General features: G+C 39.0%; 11 protein-coding genes. 5 read left to right on the top strand and 6 right to left on the bottom strand.

The genetic code is table 11. The features are described 5' to 3' along the window. Positions 1-516: 516 nt before the first annotated feature. Together H0W62_05110 and H0W62_05105 are read right to left on the bottom strand one after the other, a co-directional pair. Positions 517-675, bottom strand: coding sequence for a hypothetical protein (locus tag H0W62_05110; GenBank protein ID MBA3647920.1), 159 nt, complete (start codon positions 673-675; stop codon positions 517-519). A gap of 476 nt (positions 676-1,151) precedes the next feature. Continuing rightward, positions 1,152-2,645 carry a T9SS type A sorting domain-containing protein gene (locus tag H0W62_05105; protein ID MBA3647919.1) on the bottom strand — a complete coding sequence of 498 codons (1,494 nt, stop codon included), beginning with the start codon at positions 2,643-2,645 and terminating at the stop codon, positions 1,152-1,154. A gap of 255 nt (positions 2,646-2,900) precedes the next feature. On the opposite strand from H0W62_05105, the gene H0W62_05100 reads away from it, so the two are divergent. Continuing rightward, on the top strand, positions 2,901-3,407 hold the full coding sequence (locus H0W62_05100) for a hypothetical protein (GenBank protein MBA3647918.1): 507 nt from the start codon (positions 2,901-2,903) through the stop codon (positions 3,405-3,407). Positions 3,408-3,580: 173 nt separating this feature from the next. Here H0W62_05100 and H0W62_05095 read toward each other — a convergent pair whose 3' ends face one another. Further along, a complete protein-coding gene (locus H0W62_05095) occupies positions 3,581-5,344 on the bottom strand; it encodes an ABC transporter ATP-binding protein (GenBank protein MBA3647917.1) in 1,764 nt (587 codons plus the stop codon). A gap of 203 nt (positions 5,345-5,547) precedes the next feature. On the opposite strand from H0W62_05095, the gene H0W62_05090 reads away from it, so the two are divergent. Then, on the top strand, positions 5,548-6,546 hold the full coding sequence (locus tag H0W62_05090; GenBank protein ID MBA3647916.1) for a N(4)-(beta-N-acetylglucosaminyl)-L-asparaginase: 999 nt from the start codon (positions 5,548-5,550) through the stop codon (positions 6,544-6,546). Here the strand turns inward: H0W62_05090 and H0W62_05085 are convergent. Next, a complete protein-coding gene (locus H0W62_05085) occupies positions 6,543-7,880 on the bottom strand; it encodes an amino acid permease (protein MBA3647915.1) in 1,338 nt (445 codons plus the stop codon). The genes H0W62_05090 and H0W62_05085 overlap by 4 nt on opposite strands. Positions 7,881-7,988: 108 nt before the next feature. After that, a complete protein-coding gene (locus tag H0W62_05080; GenBank protein MBA3647914.1) occupies positions 7,989-9,461 on the bottom strand; it encodes a proline--tRNA ligase in 1,473 nt (490 codons plus the stop codon). A 270-nt stretch (positions 9,462-9,731) separates the two neighbouring features. Between H0W62_05080 and H0W62_05075 the strand changes: the two genes are divergently transcribed. Both H0W62_05075 and H0W62_05070 read left to right on the top strand, forming a co-directional pair. After that, on the top strand, positions 9,732-11,033 hold the full coding sequence (locus H0W62_05075; protein ID MBA3647913.1) for a hypothetical protein: 1,302 nt from the start codon (positions 9,732-9,734) through the stop codon (positions 11,031-11,033). Positions 11,034-11,056: 23 nt separating this feature from the next. Beyond that, the gene (locus H0W62_05070; protein MBA3647912.1) at positions 11,057-12,559 is read left to right on the top strand and encodes a hypothetical protein; all 1,503 of its coding nucleotides are present in this window, start codon (positions 11,057-11,059) and stop codon (positions 12,557-12,559) included. A 22-nt stretch (positions 12,560-12,581) separates the two neighbouring features. Here the strand turns inward: H0W62_05070 and H0W62_05065 are convergent, their stop codons facing one another. Continuing rightward, complete coding sequence (locus H0W62_05065) at positions 12,582-14,633, bottom strand: SIR2 family protein (GenBank protein ID MBA3647911.1); 2,052 nt, start codon at positions 14,631-14,633, stop codon at positions 12,582-12,584. A gap of 141 nt (positions 14,634-14,774) precedes the next feature. Between H0W62_05065 and H0W62_05060 the strand changes: the two genes are divergently transcribed. Then, entirely contained in the window at positions 14,775-16,688 is a 1,914-nt protein-coding gene (locus H0W62_05060) for a menaquinone biosynthesis decarboxylase (protein MBA3647910.1), read from the top strand. Positions 16,689-16,696: the final 8 nt, after the last annotated feature.

Genomic DNA, 16,696 nt, shown 5'->3' with positions numbered 1-16,696 from the left:
GATAAACAATTTGAAAAATCTTCATCATGATTTTTTACTATTATTATGATGTGGTAAACGCTTTTCGCGTTTTCCACATCCAACAAAAAAAGTCCACTGTCTGTCAGATTAAATAGTAGTGATTACAGATAATTATAGGTACTACATCCGTGTTCTCTCGAAAAGGACGCGGATGTCTTTTTTGCCACTGTTGGGAGCTGCTATCTCTCTTCAGCAAAAGCTGTCGCTGTGGTTCCTGGCTAGATTCAAAGTAGAGCTTTAAAAAGTTGGTGATGAGCCTCAATCAGGAACCTATGAAAGGAAAAGATAAATTACTATTTTCGTTGCAAGCGATACCGCAACATTTGCCCCCGATAAGTATGGTTGCCACCAGGTAATATTAAACAGGGAAGTTCAGCAGAAAATAGGTTCATCCGCTTGTAAAATGCCATGTCAAGGAATACAAGGATGGAATGTATTGGCAAACAATTACCTATCTTAACAGGACTTGAGAACAATGCAAAGCCAAAGCAAAACCTACACAGTTTCAAGCTGCAATGCATTGGAGCTGATTCCCCAGTCATCATGATAATTGCGGTACCAGGCTCTGATAATAAATCTATCGCCAAGAAAATAATTCGCCCGTACACCTAGCGGGATTTTTATTCTTGAAGAGGGCAGGTTCTCCACATGCACTGAGCTGTCATTAAAATAAACTCCGTGGAAAGGAAGTCCGAGATAGCCATCTGATAAACAAACGCTGCATCAAGCAATAACTGCAGGATAATGACCTGTGACCAGGCAATACTGCCACTTAACACAGTGTCCTAAGCTGTGCATATTTATAAAAGCTCAATTTGGGTATCATGCTGATCGTGAAGTAGCGTCAACATTTCAATAGGCTTTATCACTCTTTCGGTAAAGTCCAGCAGTGTAACCGTTACATTTTTGGAAGCACCTGTAAAATTTACAGTTAATAAATTGGCAAATGGGTTTGGAAAAGCATCTTTGCTAACTCATCGGCGCTTACATCAGCCAGCCTGCAATTCACCGTCACATTATTGATTCAGACTTTTGTGTGCATTTAGTGATTATATCCTGGTGTTCACTGCCTTACACACAAAAAAAGAGAGGCTCCGTGGAGCCTCTCTGCAATTTTCAATGATACTCAATTAATCTTTAACCACCTTGATCATCTTCGAATTTGTTCCGGAGATCACTTTTACAAAGTAAACACCTTGTGCAAGGTCTTCGTTAATTGTAAACGGTGAGGAAGCATCAACGCTGTTATACGTTTTAACCACTCTTCCGCTGAAATCCATTAATGTAACCGTTACATCGTTAGAAGCACCAGCAATATTTACAGTTAATGAGCTTGTGAATGGATTTGGATAAGCATCTACATTAAATACCTGAGCTAAATTGTCAGACAGTCTGCAATTAATCGTTACAATAAAGTCTTTTGAAGTTTTCTTACATCCAGTAGGTTTGTAAGTAACTGTAACTGTATAAGTTCCACTAACAGTTGCATTGTAAGTAGAATTAGTTGCACCTGAAATGCTGGTTCCACCTAATTTCCACTGATACTTAACGTCGGTATTAGGAGTAGCGGAAGCAGTTAATTTAACCTTACCATTATTGCAAGGTGCAGCAGTTACGGTTACAGTAGGAGTAGTATTTACAGTTACTGTTACGGTTGTGCTGCAAGCACCGCCATCACCTGTTACAGTGTACGTAGTAGTGCTCTTTGGTTTAGCTTTAACAGTAGAACCGGTTGTTACATTCAAACCTGTTGAAGGAGCCCATGTATAAGTAGTTGCTCCGGTTGCAGTTAAGGTAACAGATTTTCCGCTGCAAATAGAAGCGGAGGAAGGGGTAACCGTAATAGCACAAGCTGCGCCTGGTTTGGAGCAGATAATAGGATACAGGCTTAAAGTTGCACCTGCTCCGTAATAATCATCGAATGTACCCCATCCGCCAAAGCTTGGATAATTAACCCATGCAGTGTGGTGTGCGGTATCGCAAGCTGTAGAGGATTTAGGATTTCCATCATAAAACCTGCTCTGATAAATACCAACTGCCTTATTTAGTTTGTAAGTGCCACTTGGATAGTAAACCTGGAAACCTACAAAAAAGGTACCTGGGTTAATGATTGGAGTGGTGAACTTAACACAGAATAATGATCCGTCAGCGGGAATAGCACTATTCTTAACATCTACAGTTGTAAGAACGGTTCCGGGAGCACCGCCTGGACCATCATCGTTCCAAACTGTGAACGTAACTTTATCCGTGTTGCTGGTGAAGTTAGCGCTGAACCATTGAGAGCAGACACCAGTAAGCGTGTCGTTATTGGTAGTGCCGAAATTGTAAAATTCTGCATAAGCACTCGCTAAATACGCGTTCGATCCGGAATAATAACCTGAATCATAAGGAGAACTGTCAATGTAATATCCTGAGATAAAAGAGTCGCAGGGAAAAGGAAATAAATTAGTAAAAGTGTCACAATGATCAACTACACGGGAATTGTTAAAATCCGCGTTATTGATTTGTCTTGTAACCTCTGAATAAGTACCCTTACCAAAAAGAGGCAGAGACTTTGGTTGTTGTGCAAATACATTGACGCCAATCAATGCAGTGAGCATAATTAGTGTTAAAAATTTTTTCATGGGTTTAAAATTGGATTTAGTTAAAATTAATTTCTAAGGAGTGTCAAAAGAAGGGTTTTATATTGAGATTTCCAAACGTTATTTTTTAATATTTCTTACTAACCGTAATTACTGATTAGCAGTCATATACCCATCAAAAAAAAACTAAATTCTGGCGGTATTTTAATCAAACAGCTAAATTTATTTAAATAAATTGTACCACTTTATTTCTGCAATGGTTCTAAAATTGTATAGTCTATCTCCACAAAAAAATTTATGAAGAAAATAAAAAATAAAAAAGTGGTGCAGCTAATCCTTACAGGTAGTGCTATACTTCTTTTATCGTCTCCCTCATTTGCTCAGCAAAGTACCGGCCCGCAACAAACAACAAAGCCATTATCCACAGACTCGACTCCTGTGATTTCATCACAACCTTATTCAGGCAAATCCAGATCTGATGGCGGTGATCAGAGAGGAGATTTTCAAACAGAATTAAAACAAAATTATCAGAGGTTCCAGCAGATACATCAAAAACTGCAGCAGAGAGAATCTCAGACAAAAGACCCGGAAATGAAAAAGGATTTAAGCGCACTTGATGAAAAAATGAAAAGGTTTCAGACAGATATGCAAGCCTTCATGGAGAACAGTGATAATGAGGCGGCCAAAACTACTTTACGTTCAGAAATGCAGGATATTAAAAAGGAATACGAAGCATTACGATCTAAATATGGTACTCAGAAAGGGCAAAGTAAAAGTGGAAGCGATATGGAAAACCCCAGGTAATTGACTATAATATTAACGTGTACCGGTTCAGACAAAGCCTGTTTTAAATGCGAATCAATGGTATTTTCTATAAGTCAATGAAGGCAACCTTATTATTAAATCTCTATTAAGGTTGCTTTGATTTATGCGCAGTATTGCTTCTTTAGATTTTGTCTTTTTACCCAAGATCCTCCTTAGTTTAACACTGGCGCCACCTCTTTACGTTCACCAATTTGCTGACGCCACATAGCATAATACAAGCCGCGGTCTTCAAGCAGATCCCTGTGTCTTCCTTCTTCAATAATTTTTCCCCTCTCCAAAACGTAAATCCTATCAGCATGCATAATCGTAGATAGGCGATGGGCGATCATTATGGTAATATGCTGCATGCTTATGGAAACTTTCCTTATGGTATCCGTTATTTCTTCTTCGGTCAGTGAATCGAGGGCCGAAGTGGCTTCGTCAAAGACCAGTAATGCCGGTTTCCTTAATAAAGCGCGGGCAATGGAAAGGCGTTGTTTTTCACCACCGGAAACCTTTACACCTCCTTCACCGATTATGGTATTGATTCCCTTATCTGCTCTTGCAAGCAGGCTCTGACACGATGCCTTGTTTAAAACATCCATTATATCTTCATCCGAAGCCCCGGGATTTACAAACAATAGATTTTCCCGGATAGTACCCGAAAAAAGTTGTGTATCCTGTGTTACAAAACCAATTTGTTCCCGCAATTCATCCAGGTCAATTTCGCTGCTATCAATTCGATTAAATAAAATTTTTCCTGATGCGGGAAGATAAAGGCCTACTAACAATTTTACTAATGTCGTTTTTCCTGCTCCACTTGGTCCAACGAAGGCTATTGTTTCTCCTAACCGAATTTTAAATGAAATATTACTGACGGCGTTTTGATTTGAGCTTTGATGCTTAAATGATACTTCATCAAATTCAAATTCTTCAATGGAATGAATCAGCTTTGGCTGAACCGGCTTTGGCTCCTTTTGGGTTTGCATAATATTCCGGAAATTAATGAGCGATACTTCAGCCTCGCGATAAATATTGATGATATTACCTAATTCCTGCAAAGGACCAAAAATGAAAAATGAATAAATAAATAAGGTCGTAAACTGGCCTACCGTTATTTTCTGAGAAAAGATTAAAAACATCATTACTCCAAGAATGCTTACACGAAGCAGGTTTACACAAGTGCCCTGAAAAAAACTCAGGCTGCGGATATACCGCACCTTTTTTAGTTCCAGCTTTAAAATCTTGTCAGTCGTGCTGTTCAGATGTGCAATTTCCTGTTGTGCAAGGCCAAGGCTTTTTACCAACTCGATATTTCGAAGCGATTCAGTGGTTGCCCCGGCAAGAGCGGTAGTCTCGGCCACTATCTGCTTCTGCATAATCTTAATCTTTTTGCTAAGCACAGAACTAATGATGCCTATAATAGGGATGGCAGAAAAATAAATTGGTGCAATTACCCAATACACATTAATGGTATACACAACTACCCAGATAATACCTACAACAGAAGTGAAAAGAATGTTTACACCTGCACTTAACAACCGCTCCATGTCCGTCCGCACCTTTTGCAGCTTGCCCAGCGTTTCCCCGCTGCGCTGATCTTCGAAAACTTCATAGGGCAATTCCAAAGAATGCTTAATTCCATCCGTATAAATATTCGCACCTGTTTTCTGAATTACCACATTCAAAAAGTAATCCTGGAAGGCTTTTGCAATCCTGGAAACCATAGCAACTCCTATGAGTGCCAATAAACTAAGTGCGACACCTTTCAGGAATTGATTGCTGGAGAGCTCTTTGAATTTGCTCGCATAATGGTCGATCATCTGCCCAAGAATATAGGGATCGAGCATTGAAAAGAATTGGTTAACTGCAGCAAGCAGCAAGGCTACTGTAACTATTTTCCAATATTTATGGAGATAGACAAGTAATATATTCATAAACGGTAAGACAATTGTGATACTGTGGGCGAAATAGATAATTTAATCAGAACAAAAAAAGTTTACTATTAATTTTTTTAATAAACCTCTTAGAATGCCAACCACATAAATAAGACGAAACCGCCTTGTATATTATTTTTAATAACCAAAATCTTCAATCCACAAGCACTTAAAAATTAGGTATTTTACAAGGAAATTGCAATATGACATCAAGGCGAAAATTTCTACAAAATGTAAGCTGGTCCGCAATTGCAGGACTCTTAATTCCGACTTTATCCAAAGGGAATACTTTTACTTTTTCTTCACCATATTCAAAAAAAGGCCACTTAATTTTATCTACCTGGCAGCATGGTCTGGCAGCGAATATAAAGGGCATGGAGATTCTGCAGGCAGGTGGCCGGCCCATAGACGCTGTACAGCAGGGTGTAATGGTAGTGGAATCGGATCCTGATAACTTATCTGTGGGCTTGGGAGGCCTTCCCGACCGTGATGGTCATGTTACGCTCGATGCATGTTTAATGGATGAATTAGGGAATGCGGGTTCAGTAAGCTTTCTTGAAGGAATTGATCACCCGGTTGCTGTGGCAAGATTGATTATGGACCACACGCCTCATGTAATGTTGAGCGGATCAGGTGCTCTGCAGTTTGCACTGCAGAATGGATTTACACAAAAAATTGGCTTATCTGCTGAAACTGAAAAAGAATGGAAACAATGGGTAAAGACTTCCGATTATGATCCGGTTATTAATATAGAAAATCATGATACCATTGGAATGATTTGTCGTAATGCAGAAGGTAATTTTGGCGGGGCATGCACTACCAGCGGTCTTGCTTATAAATTGCATGGAAGGGTGGGGGATTCCCCCATTCCCGGTGCCGGGTTGTTTGTTGATAATGAAATTGGTGCAGCCACTTCAACCGGCCTGGGAGAAGCGGTTATTAAGATTTGCGGAAGTCATGCAGTGGTGGAGATGATGCGCCATGGTAAATCTCCTCAAAAAGCTTGTGAAGAAGCAGTGAGCAGAATCGCTTCGAAACAAAAAAACTATAGAGATTTCCAGGTTGGATTTCTTGCTATTAATAAAGCGGGAGAAATCGGTGCTTACAGCATTCAGCCGGGTTTCAATTATGCTTTTGCTCACGATACGCAAAATGAATTACTGAATGCAGATTCACTGATAAAAAAATCAAACCGGAATTAAGATACTTCTGCCGATCTCCTGTTACTAAAGTTCTTAAGCAGGTAATAGACTGGAAATCCGCACAGCATAATAATAAATCCTATGAAGGAGTTTAGCGGATCGCTATAGACCACATATGCCGTTACGGTTAATTGCATAAGAATAAAAACTACAGGAATGAACGGGAACCATTTGAGTCGAAAACCCGGAATATGATCCCCCGTTTTTTTTCTGCGGAAAATAAAAATGCAAAAAGCAGCAAATGCAAGGGAAATGGTATCATTGAAAATAACATAATTGAGCAGGTCGCTATACGTTTGCAGAAATAGAAACATAATGACCGTTAATGAAGTGTAGAATATTAAAGCGAACTCCTGTACCTGTTTTCTTTCATTCAGCTTCATGAAAACAGGTGGCAAAATTTTTTCTTCCGCCATGGCGTACATTACCCTTGGGTTATGGAGTAATACCGTATTTACGAAACCCAATACAGAGATAAAAATAACGATAGATGCAAAGGCAGCACCTCCATTCCCAAACAATACCTTGGCAAGGTCAGCGGCTATAAGGGGAGAGGCCTGAACATTATGGAATCCCAATACCTTAATGTATGCAAAGTTGATAACCAGGTAAAGTATCATCACTAACCCCATAGCTGCAAGAATGGCGCGCGGCATATTTTTCTGGGGAGCTTTAACATCTGCGCCGAGGTTTGCAGTGTTTTGATAACCGCCGTAACTAAAAAATACACCAATCAGGCTAATGCCGAGGGCCTTGAAAAAGTTTTGGTCTGAAGTGGATACTGCTTCTATATTTTTATGATCGTGAATGGGTATAAAAAACAGGGCAGAGATCAAAACCAGCATGAGACCAATTTTAATTGTGCTTAGAATGTTTTGCGTGCGTGAACCCATCCGGATTCCCAGGAAATTCAAGAAAAACAGAATGCCGATAATTATAAAAAACAACAATTTTTCGCCTGTCGGGTTTCTCATTGATTCCGGAAGAATAATGGGAGCGATATATTGGGCGCCTGTTAAGGCTACTGCAGCGGTGCTGCCTGCATTTAATAAAATGTAAGTCCATATTAATATAAACGCCAGTTGGGGACGATAACATACAGAGAACATCTTATAAAAACCACCGGCCACAGGAAACCTTGATCCTATTTCAGCAAAGGTTAGCGCTCCACAAACGCTCACCAGTGCCCCTATTATCCAGGCAAGAAAAAAGATGTTTTCACTACCCGCATTAACAGCAATTACCGATGGGTTTCTAAAAATGCCAATACCTATCACCATGCTGATAATAATCATGGTGAGATCAAACAAGCGAAGTACTGGTTTAATGAACACGTATTAATTTCGGATTGGCAAGTTAAGAATTGCGGATAACCAAGTAGTTTTTACAGCATTTTTGAGAAGTTTTAGTAGCATAAAATGTCATCTGCCTCCTTGCCTGCATTAGTAAGCTCGTGCAAACAGCACCCTCTGTTTAGAAGCTTTTCCTGAGTATATACATATTCCATCTTCCAGGGGATTATTTAATGGAATGCATCGTATTGTAGCCTTCGTTTCTTCTTTAATTTTTAATTCTGTTTCTGTGGAACCATCCCAATGTGCAGATATAAAACCACCTTGCTCCAAAACCTTTTTAAATTGCTCATAAGAGTTTACCTGGGTAATGTTTGCATCGCGAAATGCTAAGGCCTTATTATAAATGCTTGATTGAATTTCCTCCAGCAGGGTTTTAACTAATTCAGGCAATCCATCCATAGAAACGGTTGTCTTTGACAGCGTGTCGCGACGCGCCAGTTCCACCGTTCCATTTTCTAAATCACGCGGTCCAATAGCAATTCGCAGTGGAATTCCTTTTAATTCGTATTCTGCAAATTTCCATCCGGGCTTTTGTTTATCATCATTGTCGTATTTGACAGTAATATTTATCTTCTCCAGCTGATTTTTTATTTCCAAAGCCTTTTTGTCAATCATCTCTAACTGCTCCGCTGTTTTAACTATTGGGATAATAACTATTTGGACAGGTGCCAGCTTTGGCGGCAGCACCAATCCATGGTCATCTGAATGGGCCATAATTAATGTACCAATAAGCCGTGTTGAAACTCCCCATGAAGTGGCCCAAACCAATTCTTCTTTATTTTCCTTACTCATAAAGGTAACCTCAAAAGCCCGCGCAAAGTTTTGCCCCAGAAAATGGGATGTACCTGCCTGAATTGCCTTACCATCCTGCACCAATGCTTCAATGCAAAATGTTTCTTCGGCGCCTGCAAACCGCTCATTGGCGGTTTTAATACCCTTAATAACCGGTAAAGCCATCCATTCTTCTGCGAATGTTGCGTAAATTTCCAGCATTTTCCGGGCTTCTTCCATTGCTTCATCTGCCGATGCATGAGCAGTATGTCCTTCCTGCCATAAAAATTCTGTAGTGCGCAGGAATAACCTGGTGCGCATTTCCCACCGTACTACGTTTGCCCATTGATTGATCAGGAGCGGAAGGTCACGATAAGATTTAATCCAACCTTTATAGGCATTCCAGATAATGGTTTCAGAAGTGGGGCGCACAATAAGTTCTTCTTCCAGTTTTGCTTCCGGATCCACTATTAGATTTTTCCCGCCCTCATCTGTTTTCAAACGGTAATGAGTAACTACCGCGCATTCCTTGGCAAACCCTTCCACGTGTGCTGCTTCTTTAGCTAAAAAGCTCTTAGGAATAAAAAGTGGAAAATATGCATTTTGATGACCAGTCTCCTTAAACATTTTATCAAGTACCCATTGCATTTTTTCCCACAGGGCAAATCCATATGGTTTAATAACCATGCACCCCCGTACAGGAGAATAATCAGCCAGGTTGCCTTTAATCACAAGATCGTTATACCATGCGGAATAGTCTTTATCCCGAGCTGTTATTTCCTTACCCATACAATACGTGATTTATACAAGCCTTTCTTCGGTTTAAGTTCATCACAGTTACTTATTACCACTGCAAAGAAAGAAAATTAATAGAGGCACATTTTATTTATAAGTATATCCCTAAATCATTGGTTGGTTTATTCATTGCCATTGTGTAGATTTGGCATACTATTAGTCATATTTTAGCTTTTATTCCCTATGAGTAACGATCATCCAAAAAAATTTACCACTATAAACTCTTTTTCGATTTCTTACGTTAATGCTTTAAATCCTAAATTTATGAGAACGGCTTTTTTCTTAATGGCAACCGCAGTGGTCGTTTTCCTCGCGTCCTGCACTACTACAAGTTATGTTCAAAATTCTGCAGGAACTGACGATATCTATTCATCTGCTTCAAATAACGGACTTCAGACAGTAACTCCAGGTAATACCATACCAGGTAATAGTTATTCACAGGATAATGGTTCACCATCACAAAGTGATGTTATGGAACCAAATGTTCAGCAAACAGATCCTGAGAACTCCGTGTATTCTGAAAAAGGAAGCGACGAAAATGGAACGACCATTATTAATAATTACTACGGAAATTCTTCGGGTTTTAATAATAGGAACAGTGGCTTTGGTCCTTCCTTCGGAGTTACCATGAGTCCATTTTACTCCGGATTTACTTTCTATGACCCTTTTTACTATTCTCCTTCTTTGAATCTGAGTTTAGGATTTGGTTTAGGTTATGGGCAGTACTATGGTAATCCTTTTAATAGCTGGTATAATCCTTATTCCAATTATTATGATCCATGGAATAATGGATTTGGTTACAATCCCTACAATCCATTTGGTTCTTATTATAGCGGCTACAATAATGGATATTATAATGGTTACTATAACAATATATATGGTAATTACGGTAACAATTATTATGGTGATGCAGGCAATGGCTATAGCAACGGGTCTTATTATGGCCCGCGGGGTTCGTCAGGAAGTAATACATCCAATGGATATGGAGGAAGGTATCAAAAGAATACCTCAGGGAATGTTGATGGAAAAAATGCTAATCCAGGCAATACTAATACTCCTGGAGTAACGCAAGACTCGCGTAAAATTTATCAGCCAAGGGTAAATGAACCGAAGGTAGAATCACCAGCTAAAAACTCCGTCAGGCAAAATGTTGTGCCCTCGACTGAAAAGGTTAATAGTCCGTCACCTGCTAACAGACAGCAATTTCCTAATCAAAACACACAACAAAGAAAACCGAGGTTGGAAGGGCAATTACCTGCAAATACAACAGTTGAACCTGTTATACACAATTCAATTGCCGGTTCTCAGGTACATCAGGATGTCAATCTAAATTTAAAACAAAACAGCAGGCCTCAATATCAGAAAACAAATATTTCTGTAACTGAGAAAGGAAATGTTAATATACAACAGTATAAAAAAGAAAAAGAGTCTAATACTTTAAATCAGGATAACGGGCGGTTACAATTAAATAATAATTCGAATACTCCGGATAATTCCAGAAACTCTTCGATCCGTTCCAGTACCCCGCAGCATCAGAACCCACAACCTCGTCAGCCGCGTAGATAATTATTTTACCTAATACTTTCATTATGAAAAATCTGTTATTAGCCATAAGTCTGTGCTTTGTATTTCCCTTTATCTCTTTCGCACAATCAGACGAAGATGCCCTACGATACAGTCAAATAACTTTGGGAGGAACAGCGCGTGCTCTTGGTTGCGGAGGTGCTTTTTCTTCTTTGGGTGCGGACTTTAGTACTATAAGTCAAAACCCTGCAGGCCTGGGCTGGTATCGCGGTTCTGAGTTATCATTTACCCCCACTTTAGTGGGCATAGATACAAAGTCGTCTTTTATTGACGGTATCACTGATGCTCAGAAATACAAATTTAACGTGGGAAGCTTTGGGGTGGTGATATCCAATGATTTGAATAAAAAACATCAAGACTCGAAATGGAAATATTTGAACATTGGTTTTGGAGCAAATCGTTTGAATAATTTTAATTCCACCGTTCATTTTAATGGGTTTAATTTAAATAATTCTTTAGTTGATTATTATTTGCAATTGCTTAATTCCGGGACTGGAACACCGGAAGCCGATATTCATAATAACTTTCCATTTTCAGCCGGTTTAGGATATGAAGGGTTTTTAGTAAATCCGGTATCAGAAACTTCAAACTTCTATAATAGCGTGATCCCTGATGGTCACGTACAACAGGATGGTTTAATTGAGTCACAGGGCGGAACTACAGAATATGGTGTTTCCATTGCAGGAAATTATGACAATCGGTTATTTTTAGGAATGACTCTTGGAATGCCTGCAATCAATTATTCCACTACTAATTCTTATTACGAAACGGATGCTTCTAATTCTATTTCTAATTTCAAGAGTTTTACATTAACAGATTATTTAAGCACCACCGGGTATGGCTTTAATGGAAAAATTGGTGCACAATACAAGGTGAACGATTTTTTTCAGATCGGGGCATCAGTCCATACACCGACTTACTACAACCTTACTGATGCTTATAATTCTTCGATAGCATCTATTCTTGACACAACCCAGGGAGCAAGCTATACCACACCAGCAGGCTCCTATAATTATAGCCTTATATCTCCCTGGAGGGTTATGGCGGGGGCATCATTTATCTTTAAACAAAGCGGGTTTTTATCTCTCGATTATGAGCTTATAAATTATAATCAAATGCATTATAATTTTAATAAGACCGGTTCTGTAAGTGATCTGGATTACGAGAGTATAGTAAACAATACTATAAAGGATAAATATAAAGCAACTTCTAATCTGCGTATAGGTGGAGAGTATGCATTGAATATCTTTCGCTTTCGATTGGGGGCAGCTTTTTACCAATCGCCCTTTAAGTCCGGAGTGGCAGTGCCCGATTTTAATTTAAGCAATACCAGTATTACCGGTGGCTTTGGAGTAAGGGGAAATAACATATACTGCGATGTAGCATATGTTCATTCTGCAACGAAGCAATTCTATCAGCCGTATTCGCTTACCGACGAAAGCGTGACCGGAGTAGGAATAAAGAAAAATACCGGGACTCTGGCCCTTACTATCGGGTATAGGTATTGAGAGTGTATTCACGTAATTAAGGTTAGTCAGGCCGGTATCGATCCAATAATTTTATAAACTCCGGCAGCTTATGAAGATCCTTGAGATCATCTTCACTTTCTATTTGCTTCCTGGAAACATCTGTAAGCTTTAAGGATTTCTCAAGCCATTCCAATGCCCTCTCACTGTTTTGGTCTATACTATAAGCGCATGCTAAATTATAGGGCATAGTGCCTTCTTTATTCTTTTCAGTATTTTCTAAAATCTGGATAGTTTCAAGGGTTAGCTTTTTAAGATCCTGCGGTTGAAATATTTTATTAATCATTGAAAGAAGCATTGATAACCCGTTGATGGCATCATAATAATCAGGTTTTAAATTAATTGCTTCTATATATTTTTCTCTCGCTTTTCTTAACAGCAATTCTTTCTCCACTGCCTTATCTGGTGCCGACGCCAGTTCAGACAATGCAAGAGCCCAGCTATAATAGATTTGCGAAACTAACGGGTTAATCTGTTTAGCCTGTTCATATTTTACTATTGCTTCCTGCAGTATTTTTGAATCCCGGTTTTTTATGTGAGCGAGTTCATAAAGACTAATTCCCCACTCGAGGAAAATATCATATCCTGGTTTTATCCTGGTGGCAAATTCATATTTTTCAATTGCCTGTAACAACAATAATTCATTTGTATTTTTTTTAATGGACAGCTGATGAAGCGCTAAGCCCCAGTTATAAAAAGCATCATCCTTACTGGCATTGATATCGGTTGCTTTTTGATATTTATCCAGAACATCATTAAGGATATTTTCATCGTAATTTTTTCTTGTCGCTAACAGGTATAAAGCCAATCCCCAGTTATAATAGCTTTCATAAGTAGGCTTTATGGTAATGGAATGAATATATTTTTCTATTGACTTGCTCAGCACAACCTCATCGCTACTGGTAGAAAGCGATTGATTATACAGTTCAATTCCCCAGCCGTTATACGCATAAGCAAGTGCAGTAACTGCTTCATCATTTCCTGAGTGTAAAACGTAACTTTCAATATTCTTAATTTCTTCAAAGTTCTTCTTATCCGATATCTCTTTTACCTGCATGGTTAATTTGGCAATGTCAATATTTTCTTTCTGGGCTGCCTCTATTTTTTCAAAGCCCTTTCCTTCTTCAAATCCTTCTATAGCGGCCCTTATCCATGTTTGAATCTGAATGGTCCATTTTTCCTTTCGCTCCTCTATTTCAAAATCTCCTATTTCCAGTACTGCTTCACTTAAATGTGAAAATGGCTTGTTAATTATATTAGGCTCCTGCAGTTTCATCTCATTTTTCAGAGCCCGAAAAAACTCATCGCTGTTGTAACCTTTTAAATACCAGGAACTTTTATTGGGCTTATCGAGCAGCTCTTCCATTACCTTTTTTTCAGGGTCATCATTTTTATAGCAAATCCAGTATATACCATGTTCAAATTTTTGAATTTTTGCCAATTCACTAAACACCGGATCATTTCCACTATAGCCAACAATAATCCAGGACCGACCGCCGGTAATCTGCATAAACAGATTTCGGATATTATCGAGTGCCATCCGCATTTCATCATCCGTGTTTAATTGCCAGAAACCATGGCTCTGGCCATGGAGAAAAACCACTGCAGGATGATCGATTCCGCCTAAAATAAATTCACGGCTTACGGCCATATCATATACGGAAGGAAAAATATTAACCATTGCTAAAGCACGAAGCATAAGGGGGTCAAAATTTACGGTAACCACCGTATCAATTAACCGCTCCTTCATCAAAGTAGCAGCGTACAGATGAGTTTGATTTAATTTAGCCGTGTCTACATATTGTTGCAGAAATTCTTTTCTATCACCGGGATTGAGCTCCCGCATATAGCTGGCATAACTTTTATCTGAGCAATCTTCCACTAAAGTCTGGTACCGTGAATCTGTTTCGAGTATCTTAACGAGTTCTCCCGCGGTAGGAATACCGGCCGACTTCGAAGCACCGGCACCCAGGAATAGAATAGCGCTCCGTTTTTCATTTCCATCCCTTAGATTACGAAGTATGGCAGCAATTTTTTTTACGGTTGTGCTTCTCACGAATCGAATTGTTGCTTAATATTTTTCATGCTTACGAAGATATAAAAGGTTAATAGTTCTGTACCAGTTACAATTCAGATACGTATTGAGAACGCTGCAAACTTCTTTACCTAATTTTGGTTTTATAATAAATAGATTGGAATGGCTTATCCTTCTCTGCAGCATTTTATTGATGATCTGGAAAAGTACGGTGAACTAATTCGCATTAAAGAATATGTAAATCCCAGGTTAGAAATAACAGAAATAGTAGATCGTATTTCTAAAAACAATGGTCCCGCTTTATTATTTGAAAATAACGGAACTTCTTTCCCTCTTTTGATAAATGCTTTTGGATCACGAAAAAGGATCTGTATGGCGCTGGGGGTCAATGACCTGGATGATGTTTCAGGAGAAATTGAAACATTGTTTAAATCATTGATAAAACCGAAAGATAACATCATTGAAAAGCTGATGATGTTACCAAAGCTTTCGCAGTTAGCTTCCTGGATGCCACAAATAAAAAATGGGAGAGGGATGTGTCAGCAGGTAATTATGGAAACACCCGACATAACAAAATTTCCTGTAATGACCTGCTGGCCGGAAGATGGAGGTCCTTTTCTCACCTTACCGATCATTAATACTAAAGATCCGCTTACTGGTATCCGCAATGTAGGATTATACCGCATGCAGGTTTTTGGAGCTCAGCTAACCGCCATGCACTGGCATAAACATAAAGTTTCTGCAAAGCATTTTTCTGAATATAAAAAATTAAATAAAAGAATGCCTGTTGCTGTTGCCCTCGGTGGCGATCCTGTCTATACTTATGCTGCCACAGCACCGCTTCCCGAAAATGTGGACGAATATATGCTGGCTGGTTTCCTTCGAAAGAAAAAATTGGAATTAGTAAAATGCCTTACCCAGGACATGGAAGTTCCTGCTGATGCAGATATTGTTATTGAAGGATATATTGATCCATCAGAAGAAAATATTTTAGAGGGGCCTTTTGGTGACCATACGGGTTACTATTCTTTAAGCGATTATTATCCTAAATTTCATATTACCTGCATTACCCACAAGCGAAATGCAATTTACCCTTCCACTATTGTTGGCATTCCACCCCAGGAAGATGCGTGGCTGGGCAAGGCAACTGAAAGGATATTTCTAGCACCTATTAAAATGACATTGATTCCGGAAATTAAAGACATAGAATTGCCGATTGAAGGGGTGTTCCACAATGTTACGATAGTTAAAATTTCTAAGGAATATGCCGGCCATGCCCAAAAGGTGACTAATGCAATGTGGGGTGCGGGTCAAATGATGTTTAATAAGATGCTGATCGTGGTTGACGAAAAAGTGAATATTCACAACTACCAGGAAGTAGCGCGGATTATTAGTAGCAATGTAGATCCTGAGCAGGACATATTTTTTTCTCAGGGACCTATGGATGTGCTTGATCATTCCTGCAGTAAGTTTGCTTTTGGGGGTAAAATGTGCATTGATGCAACTACCAAATTTCCCGAGGAACTGAGAAGTGAAAAAATAGAAAATACTTCTGTATTAAATGCTGATGCTTCCGGGTTTGATACAATTAAGAATGAATATCCGGAATTAACCGGAATAAATCATTCGCTTTTAGCACTGGGAATTAGTATGATTTTTATTGCAATAGAGAAAAACAGAAAAAATCACATAAAGGAAATTAATGAAAAATTATTTAATAATCCTGTTCTGAAAAGTATAAAGTTTATTCTGTATGTGGAGCATACCATTGACGTAATGGATGCAGGAGATGTTATTTGGCGATGGAGCAACAATATTGATCCACGTAGGGATAGTTACATTGTAAAAGCAAAGGATAATCAAAGCATATCTCATATTGGTTTTGATGGTACCCGAAAAACCAAACAGTTTGACGATTTCGACCGTGAATGGCCCAATATCATTTGCTCAGATGAATTTACAATTGATGCTATTGATGCGAAGTGGAACAGCCTTGGGTTAGGGAAATTTTTATCATCCCCATCTTTAAAATATCGAAAGCAGCTATACAATACAGGCGCTGTGGCGTTAGATTGATATTGGAA

Source organism: Chitinophagales bacterium (assembly GCA_013816805.1).
In the GTDB taxonomy this organism is placed as follows: Bacteria; Bacteroidota; Bacteroidia; order Chitinophagales; family UBA10324; genus MGR-bin340.
The sequence above is the reverse complement of the archived record's forward strand: the minus strand, read 5'-3'. Positions and strand labels throughout refer to the sequence as shown.